Source organism: Pusillimonas sp. NJUB218, assembly GCF_003788685.1.
Classification (GTDB): Bacteria; Pseudomonadota; Gammaproteobacteria; order Burkholderiales; family Burkholderiaceae_B; genus Neopusillimonas.
Window position 1 is genome coordinate 557,043 of sequence record NZ_NQMK01000001.1, and the last position, 9,314, is coordinate 566,356.

A 9,314-nucleotide genomic window follows, 5' to 3' on the forward strand; every position below is an offset into this window, starting at 1 on the left:
CCAAAAAGACTCACGCCGGTAATGAGATTATCAAATGACTAACCTACAAGATCTGGGCCTCGCCTATCGCAAAGCGAAAGTGGATCTCTATTATTCGTCTAATGCTTCGCTGGATGCAATTGCGAGTTATGAAGAGAGTTTGCACCCCAACCTTTCTGCGCTGCAGGATAAGATCAATGGCGAGGATGAAGCCTGGGTGACATCCCCGGAATTCATCGGCACTTGGACGCTGGCTACCAAGTCTGTCGAGATGGACTGCTGGGCGAAGTACAAGAAAGAAAATAGCAATGGATTGATTTTCTCTTCACCCAATGATGAGTGGGAACATGCGCTGAAAGCATTGGCGGAGAAGGAGCTGCCAGAAAAGCCCAAAGCCGAATTCCGAATAATGGCTCGATGTAGCCTGGACTTTCATGTGCTCTCCACCTTATGGATGCTGGAAGTCGGGCAGTTATTCGATGCAAGATTGAGCGAGTGCGCATATGGCAACCGCTTGCGCCGCACGCAAAATGGCAAAGACATCAATAAGCTGTCGCTTGGCTCGTTCCAGCCTTATCTGAAGCCCTTCCGCGACTGGCGTGACAAGGGCATTGCCGCCATGCGTGCCGCGCTGGATGCCGACAAAAAGATTGTGGCATTAACGGCGGATGTCAGTTCCTTCTATCACGAGCTGAATCCAGGCTTCATGCTTCACCCGGATTTTATCAATGACGTACTGAAACTTGAGCTAACTGAATTCCAAGTCAAGCTCCATCGCTTGTTCATACGTGCCCTGCAGGCGTGGGCGGCTGCAACACCGCTGAAGAAGGGTTTACCCGTGGGGCTGCCAGCATCGGCCATTGTCGCCAACATGGCGCTGGTTGAGCTGGATCGCTGTATAGAGCAACAGGTTGCCCCCATTTATTACGGGCGCTACGTCGATGACATCTTGCTGGTCATGGAAAACGGAGCGAACTTCGCGTCGACGGCGTTGCTGTGGGAATGGTTGTTTGGACGGTCGCGGGAGACGCTAGGCTGGGTGGACCAGGGCAAAATGCAGATTGGCTATAAGCCGACATACCTCAGCGAGGGTGAAGGGAAAAGCCAGGTGCATTTCGCCAATGGCAAAAACAAGGTATTCATCCTGGTAGGCGAGACGGGCAAGACTTTGGTGGACGCCATTGCGCATCAGATTCATGAACGCGCCAGTGAGTGGCGGGCCATGCCGCGGCTGCCGCGGTCCGCTACGCATGTCGGCACCGACCTGTTGGCCGCCACACAAAGCGACGGCGAGGCCGCCGACAATCTGCGCAAGGCGGATGCGCTCACCATGCGTCGGGCTGGTTTCGCCATCAAACTGCGCGACTTCGAAGCATATGAACGCGATCTGTTGCCCGAAGCCTGGGCAGCACATCGTCGTGCGTTCTTCCGTGCCTTCACCCAGCACGTGCTTGTATTACCGCAGTTCTTCGACCTTGCTGTCTATCTGCCCCGAGTCATTCGCCTAGCCACCGCATGTGAAGACTTTGCAGATCTGCGCCGGATCATCGAAGCGCTACAGAGACTCTGCCATCAGGTACAGGAGCAATGCGATATCGTGGTCAAAGCGTGGCCCGAAGGGGAGGATAGGCCGAACGCTGCGCAGATGCTGGGGCGCTGGAAAGGGCAGCTCTTTACCAGCATCCGAGAAAGCATAACAGCCGCATTCCCACCCCGCTTATCCAAAGCGGGAAAGCAGGCGTGGCAAACCTATATGGCCAACTGTCATCCTGCCATCGACCTGAATGTCTTTCTGGCTTGGCCATTATCTATCAAAGGCTTTCAAACACAGCAAGCCCGTCTGTTCTCGCTTGACCTCGCCCATATGCCATTCCGTTTCATCGGCCTGCCGAAGGAGATGGTGGCCCAGCGCGGTATTCCTGCTAAAAAGAGCGTTGTAGGTTGCGACAGTGCTGCTGATTTGCTGCCTGACTCTGTACTAAAAGGAACGCGGACTCTCGCCCAGTGGATTGGTTTTAAGGATTTGCCCCAGGGGCTGCCGTTTGCGACCCGCCCCTTCAATCTGCCTGAGCTGTTTATCCTGAATCGCCAAGCCTATTCAGAAGTGACACAGGACGACATGCAGGCGGTGGTGCTGTCTGTACGAGGCTTTGAGCTGGGCGATAAAGCGCCTCTTTTCGATAAAAACGACATACTGCAGATACCAGATGGTGTCACCCCAAGGAAATACGGTATTGCCGTCTCCAGTTGGCAGACAAATTTGGACAGCTGGACAGCCAGTGTGATGCGCATGCCGGATCCTGATGGCGAACGCTATGTTCGCCTCTGCCGTCTGTTGGATGGCGTAATTGCCCAGCCAAGAGACAGCCGCTACCTGATTCTGCCAGAGTTGGCACTGCCCGCGCACTGGTTCATCCGTATCGCTCGCAAGCTGCAAGGTCGAGGCATTTCGCTGATTACCGGCATCGAATACCTGCACGCTAGCAAGTCGCGAGTTCGCAACCAGGTTTGGGCTGCGCTGTCCCATGACGGTCTGGGCTTTCCCTCGTTGATGATTTACCGTCAGGACAAGCAGCGACCCGCCCTACGTGAGGAGCAGGAGTTACAGCGCCTGGCCGGTTTGGAAATGAAGCCGGACAAGGCGTGGAAAACACCGCCCATCATTCAGCACGGCGACTTACGCTTCACCATGTTGATTTGCAGTGAACTGACCAACATTCGCTATCGCGCTGATCTGCGTGGCAAAGTGGATGCGCTGTTCGTGCCGGAATGGAATCCAGATACCGAAACCTTCAATGCATTGGTTGAGTCCGCAGCATTGGATATCCATGCCTATATCATCCAGTGCAATGATAGACAGTACGGCGACAGCCGCATCCGGGCCCCTTACAAGGACAGTTGGAAGCGTGATGTGCTGCGGGTCAAAGGTGGTGTCACCGACTACTGCGTGATTGGCGAAATTGATGTGCAAACTTTGCGTCAATTCCAAAGCAGTCACCGTTCACCAGGAACACCCTTCAAACCGGTGCCGGATGGGTTCAACGATGCGATGGACTACCAACGCAAAGTGTTGCCTACAGTTGATAGCGTGTGACTCTGAACACTAGCTTGGTTAGCTCATTGAATTTCAGATTTCCAGATGCGTCGACGTCACTTTCAGCCGTTCGTGCCCGGTGTGTTGCGGAACAAGCGTGCCGCTAGCGGAATCGCCAGATAATGGCAGTGGGTTGGTAGCCTCGCTCGCCTGCGACGGCGGAGCCGGGGGTAAATCATCGTCATCGCGGAATTGATCGTTGGTCGCAATGGAGGCAGCCTCCGGCGCATGCGCCAGCGAGGACTGAATGTGAATGGCCACCCGCTCCACCTGGTTGTTTTCGTGGCCGATATAGGCTTGTAATAGCGCGGGCAGACTGGCATCGAGCGCGCGGGTCTGCTGGCAGTGCAGGGCGCTTTCGTGAACCTGATATAGCTCGCTGAGTAGATGGCCGGTTAGAGGGTCGTGGTGCTGGCCCACCAGACTGATCCACTCCGTCAGCCGAAGCACGACTGGAACGCGCTGGACCGTTTCCTACCCAGCCCGCTGCCCCAGCGAGTTGTGGCGGGTGTGGTCGTCTGACATGAGCGTTCTCCAAAGAACGGGCCATAGCGGCCCGTTTCCCTGCACCTCATCGCGTATTGATCCAGGCTTCAGCGGTCTGCGTCATAACCGTTTTATCCTGCCCTATGCAGCGATGACACATTCATCCTGTATCCTGTCAGGTCATACTTCACCCGGGATAAACCACCCGGTATACCTTCCTGAGCACCCGTCTTGAGTGAAAAAATCCAGCACGTACTTATTTCCGGCCTGTTGCGGCTGCTAGCCAGCCTGCCCTACCGATGGGTCGCAAGAACGGGGCACGCTCTGGGCTCCCTGCTTTACCGCCTCCCCGGAAAACGCAAACGCATCCTGCAAACCAATCTTCGGCTGTGCTTTCCGGAAAAAAGCGAACAGGAACTGGATACTTTGGGAAGGGCGACTTTCCAGCACGTGATTCGCAGCTACCTTGAGCGCGGCGTGCAATGGTATGGCAGGGGACAGACGCTGCTTGACCTGAGCACACTGGAAAGCGCCATTGAACTGGCGGACAGTTACGAACAACCCACGATTTTTCTGGGCTTTCATTTTGCCGCGATTGAAGCCGGCTGTATGTATTACTCCATCTTGCACGGCGTGGCTTCGCTGTACACGCCTATGTCAAACAAGGCGATGGAAACAATTGCCTATACGCAACGATCGCGGTTTGGAACTGTGATGCTACCCCGCAGTGCCAGTGCCCGCCAGACCCTGAGCGTTTTGAAAACAGGCAAGCCTATTATGCTTGCCGCCGATATGGATTTTGGCCTGCGAGACTCGGTATTTGTTCCCTTCTTTGGCATTCAAACCTGCACCCTGACGGCGGTTTCCCGTCTGGCCAAGATCAGCGGTGCCCGCGTGGTCCCGTTTGTGACCGAGGTGCGGCCCGATTACCAGGGCTATGCACTGAAAATCTTTGAACCCTTGCAAAACTACCCCAGCGGGGACGACAAAGCCGACGCGATAACCACCAATCAGTTTCTTGAAGAACAAATCAGACGGATACCAGAACAATACTATTGGGTGCATCGCAGGTTTAAGCGACGCCCTGACGCTGAGCCTTCCGTTTACCTGTAAGCACTAGAAGCTTCGGCCTCGGTTGCTAATTTGTTCATCCATGTTCTCAAGAAATGTTGCGGCGTCAGCTAGTTCAGACTGGAATGCGGCTGGCAGGCGCTGCATTTTCGCTTGGTGCTTGATCAAAATCCGGTAGGTGTCGCGGTCAAAGCCTGGTCGGCCGTTGCTCAGGCAGGTCCGTAGCTCCTCGTCAGAGCGGGCTGTGCCCAAATGACACCAGCCATCAATGACATGAACCGCATTGCCTTCCCGCAAAATGGCAGGGCCTTCAAAGGGCCAGGACTTAACCCGCAAGCCAGCCAGGGCATCCAATAGCCGCACGTAATGCTGCGCGGCCGACTCTTCGCCGCAACACGCGCCGCGGCAGCGCTTTAGCTGTCGGGCAAAGCAGGGTTTGCCTTCAGCGCCTTTTTCAAGGCCCAGCACCATTGGGCACAGGCCGGCTTCTTTAACAATAGCGTTCAATGTTTTTTTTGCTTCGGCGCCCGAGTTAAACAGTCCGAATAAGTTGGGCTGGTGCCCTGGGTCAAGATCTCGGCCATACACTAGGCGGGGCGCGTGCTGATCAATGCTTTCGGCAGGTACCAGCCACGAGCATAGTTCCCGGTTGCGTCGCAATTGCCGGTTGAGTGTAGGTTGTAGCGTTTTGACCAGCCGTGCTTCGGTAATGAGGGCATCAATCTCGCCAGCGCATTCCTGCCATTCAATATGGCGGGCTTGCTGCGACAAGGTCAGTTCTTTGGCGATGGCATGGTCGGCCGAAAAATGCGACAACACACGCTGACGTAGCCGGTTGGCTTTGCCCACGTAAATGGGCAAGTCGTTTTCGCCATAGAACAGGTAAACGCCATGACGGTCAGGAATGCTGTCGATCAGATCGGGGTCGATATGACTGGGTAGTGCCGGACGAGACAGCAAGGCTTTGCGCACAGACTCCAGGTGGTCAGTCGCAAACTGTGCTTCGGTCAGGCGCCAGAAATCAAAAATGGCTTGTGCATCGCCCAAGGCACGGTGGCGCTGGCTAACTTTAAGTCCATGACGTTCGATGAGGACGTCGAGATTGTGTTTGTGGTGCTCTGGGAACAGGCGACGCGAATACTTTACCGTGCAAAGCACCGGGGCCCGAAAATCAATGCCGACGCGGCGAAATTCGTTTTTTAAAAATGCGTAGTCAAAGCGTGCGTTGTGTGCAATGAAAACGTGGCCTTGTAGTCGGGCCGCCAGGTCGTGGGCGATGTCTGCAAAACGCGGTGCGTTGGCAACCATGAGGTTGTCGATGCCCGTTATCGACGTGATTAAATCCGGAATACGGGTTTCGGGGTTGACCAGTTGCGACCATGTAGTGGTGTCAACACCGTCCCATGTAATCACGGCAACCTCTGTTACCCGATCTCGGGTCGCAGTTGCACCGGTTGTTTCAATGTCGACAAAAGCAAGGGGGCGGTCAGGGGCAGGCATATCACTCGCAGGCAGTGTACGCACATGATAGCGGGGGATGTTGCCAACAACGGTATTTTTGCCCGAATTTAACGTGACAATGTTTTGCAACAAGACAGTCGGCCTGACTTTTCACTTCATGGGGCAACCCCTAGTGTTCATTTGTCTTGCAGTGTGCAAGACTTGAGAAAACACTCAAAGTCGTCAAGACACAGGAGACAACCATGAAGCTACTCAACAAGCTTGCGGCCGCTTTGGCTGTAGGTATGCTGTTCAGCGCGGCCCCTGCCGCGGCCCAAGAAGTCACGCTACGCGCGGTTACTGCATTCCAGCCCGGGTCTACCGTGGCGAGGCCCTTCGAACGCTTCGTTGAGAAAGTCAATGCCGAGGGTAAAGGCCTCGTAAAAATTAACCTTATTGGTGGGCCTTCAGCTATTCCACCCTTTGAAATCGGCAACGCGGTTTCTGCCGGTGTGGTCGATATGGCGTTCGTAACGACTGCGTTTTATTCCAACCTTCTGCCCGAGGGCGATGCCCTCAAGTTGTCAGACTACACCATGCAAGAGCTGCGTAAAAACGGCGGTTGGGAACTGATCAACGAGCTGCACAATAAAAAAATGAATACCTGGTATCTGGCGCGTACCGGCGACGGTGTTCCGTTCCATTTGTATGTCAACAAGCCCGTCACCAAGGCAGATCTGTCTGGCTTAACGCTGCGGGTTACGCCGGTTTACCGCGCCTTCTTCGAAGCGCTCAATGGCAACAGTATTCAAACCCCGCCCTCCGAGGTCTACACAACGCTTGAGCGCGGTGTGGCCGACGGCTACGGTTGGCCTATCCAGGGCATTCTCGACCTGGGTTGGCACGAAGTTACCAAAGCACGCGTCGACCCGGGCTTTTATAACGTCGACGTCAACGTTCTGCTTAATCTCGACAAATGGAAGAGCTTAAACGACGATCAGCGTGCCTTTCTCAACAAGATGGCCGAATGGCTCGAGTCGACCAACGCCGAAAATGCAGCCATTAACGCCGAAGAGGTCAAGAAGCAGGCCGCTGCAGGCATGAAGGTTTACACGCTTGAAGGCGCCGAGCGCGAGAAGTGGCTGAACACTGCCCGGGAAGCTGGCTGGGCACAGGTGACAAAGGTTGCCCCTGACTCCGCCGCGCGCTTGCGCGAAAAACTCAGTAAGAACTAATCGCGTTTCAACGTAAAAAACAAAACCTATATGTCGTCTCAGCACATTGTTGGCCAGGCCTATAACGCAGTGGTTACAGGTCTGGCCATTATTTCGGGTGCCATTTTTGGTTTGATGGCGGTGTTTATTGGCGCCGATGTCTTAATGCGCAACGTCACCGGTGCCGGCCTGGCCTGGGTCATCGAACTCATGGAATATGCCATCTATGTGGCTACGGTGTTTGCTGCGCCCTGGGTGTTGCGCGAAGGGGCGCACGTCAGTGTCGACATTATCACTTCGACCTTGCCCAGAAGCGCGGCGCGTTGGGTGGGGGTGGTTGCGGCGCTACTGGGTAGTGTCATTTGTTTTATTGTTTTTTACTACAGTGCACTGGCGACCTGGCGTGCCTTCGAGCGCGGTAGCCTGGTGTACAAGTCTTTCACGGTACCCGAGTGGCTCGTGACCTTTTTCGTGCCTTTTGGCATGTTCTTCATGGTCATCGAGTTTTTGTTGTTGGTCAAAGCCCGGCTTGGCCGGAATGCTGTTACCGATTCCCGCTAACCGGACTTCACTATGGATTGGACCTCTGCTTTAGCTTTGCTTGTCGGTGCGCTGGCGTTTTTTCTGTTGTTGGGCTTGCCGGTTGCCGTGACCTTTTTTGGTGTAAACGTTATTGGCGCCATTGTGTTTTTAAATGGTGAAATTGGCTTGGTGCAAATGACACGCAATGTCGTCACAGCCATCACCAATTACAACCTCGCGCCCATTCCATTATTCATTTTAATGGGCGAAATTCTCCTGCATTCGGGTATGGCGTTCAAGGCCATTGACGCCATCGAGCGCCTGATCACGCGCGTGCCAGGTCGCATGGCTGTGGTGTCCGTTGTGGCGGGTACAGTGTTTTCCACGTTGTCGGGCTCTACCATTGCTAACACCGCCATGCTGGGGCGTTCGTTGATGCCCGAAATGCTGCGGCGCGGCTATCACCCCACGCTTTCTATGGGGCCGATTATGGCTACGGGTGCTATAGCCATGCTTATTCCACCGTCGGCACTGGCCGTACTGGTGGGTAGTCTGGCGGGTATATCTATTTCGCGGTTGCTCATGGCCGGCATCATTCCTGCCCTGATCATGGCCGTTTTGTTCTTTGGCTACATCGTCGTGCGCGCCAAAATGCGGCCGCAAGATGCCCCCGCCGACGAACCGGTGCAACGCACCATGGCCGAGCGATGGATGCCGTTCCTTATTCACGTCGTACCGCTGTCGGGTATTTTGGTGGTTGTGGTGGGGTCGTTGCTGGCCGGTATTGCTACACCAACCGAGTCAGCAGCGCTGGGTGTAATAGCTTCGTTTGTGGCCGCGGCCTGCTATCGCTGCCTTAACCTTAAGGTCATCAAAGACACCCTGTCTGAAACGGCTAAAACCAGCACCATGATTCTGTTCATCATCATGGCGTCAACCACGTTCAGTCAAATTTTGGCGTTTTCGGGTGCCACCAGTGGCATGGTCAGTCTGATTACCAGTGCCGGGGCCGACCCGTTCACTGTCGTGCTCATGATGATGCTGATTTTGCTGGTGTTGGGGTGCTTCATTGATCAGGTCAGCATGGTCATGATTACCGTACCTCTGTTCATCCCGGTAGCTAACGCGTTGGGTATCGACCTGGTCTGGTTAGGGGTTATTTATCTCATCACCATGGAGATGGGCTTTTTAACGCCGCCGTTTGGACTGTTGTTGTTCGTCATGAAGGGCATTGCGCCGCCCGAAGTAGGTATTACAACGGTGTACAAGGCCGCCATGCCTTTTATCATCATCGAAATGGGCGTTTTGCTGGCGGTCTTGTTTTTCCCCGAAATTGGGCTTTGGTTGCCCAGCTTAATACAAAAAGGCTAGGGAACCTCTGAACAAGTCCAACGAACCTGTCAGAATATAAGTTATTGAAAACAGCCCGATCCGAGTGAACCCGATGAGCCAGTTGAGTTTTTCCGAAGCCGAGTACGTCGGCAAACGCAAGAAAACGCGCCGTGAGA

General features: G+C 54.6%; 7 protein-coding genes. 5 read left to right on the forward strand and 2 right to left on the reverse strand.

All coding sequences use genetic code 11. The features are described from left to right. The first annotated feature begins 34 nt into the window (after window positions 1-34). Window positions 35-3,073 carry an RNA-directed DNA polymerase gene (locus tag CHR62_RS02580; RefSeq protein WP_123659911.1) on the forward strand — a complete coding sequence of 1,013 codons (3,039 nt, stop codon included), beginning with the start codon at window positions 35-37 and terminating at the stop codon, window positions 3,071-3,073. A 33-nt stretch (window positions 3,074-3,106) separates the two neighbouring features. Here the strand turns inward: CHR62_RS02580 and CHR62_RS02585 are convergent, their stop codons facing one another. Further along, entirely contained in the window at window positions 3,107-3,493 is a 387-nt protein-coding gene (locus CHR62_RS02585; protein ID WP_233574815.1) for a hypothetical protein, read from the reverse strand. Window positions 3,494-3,790: 297 nt separating this feature from the next. Between CHR62_RS02585 and CHR62_RS02590 the strand changes: the two genes are divergently transcribed. Next, window positions 3,791-4,672, forward strand: a complete 882-nt coding sequence (locus CHR62_RS02590) for a lipid A biosynthesis lauroyl acyltransferase (protein ID WP_093969645.1) — start codon at window positions 3,791-3,793, stop codon at window positions 4,670-4,672. Window positions 4,673-4,675: 3 nt separating this feature from the next. Here CHR62_RS02590 and CHR62_RS02595 read toward each other — a convergent pair whose 3' ends face one another. Continuing rightward, complete coding sequence (locus CHR62_RS02595; protein WP_123659912.1) at window positions 4,676-6,130, reverse strand: 3'-5' exonuclease family protein; 1,455 nt, start codon at window positions 6,128-6,130, stop codon at window positions 4,676-4,678. A 203-nt stretch (window positions 6,131-6,333) separates the two neighbouring features. On the opposite strand from CHR62_RS02595, the gene dctP reads away from it, so the two are divergent. From dctP to CHR62_RS02610, 3 genes are read left to right on the forward strand one after another with little or no spacing between them, the layout of a single operon-like run. Further along, window positions 6,334-7,305: a TRAP transporter substrate-binding protein DctP gene (dctP, locus tag CHR62_RS02600; RefSeq protein ID WP_123659913.1), complete on the forward strand. Its 972-nt coding sequence runs from the start codon at window positions 6,334-6,336 to the stop codon at window positions 7,303-7,305. A gap of 30 nt (window positions 7,306-7,335) precedes the next feature. Continuing rightward, window positions 7,336-7,845, forward strand: coding sequence for a TRAP transporter small permease (locus tag CHR62_RS02605; protein ID WP_123659914.1), 510 nt, complete (start codon window positions 7,336-7,338; stop codon window positions 7,843-7,845). 12 nt (window positions 7,846-7,857) lie between these two features. After that, window positions 7,858-9,177, forward strand: coding sequence for a TRAP transporter large permease subunit (locus tag CHR62_RS02610; protein WP_093969642.1), 1,320 nt, complete (start codon window positions 7,858-7,860; stop codon window positions 9,175-9,177). Window positions 9,178-9,314: the final 137 nt, after the last annotated feature.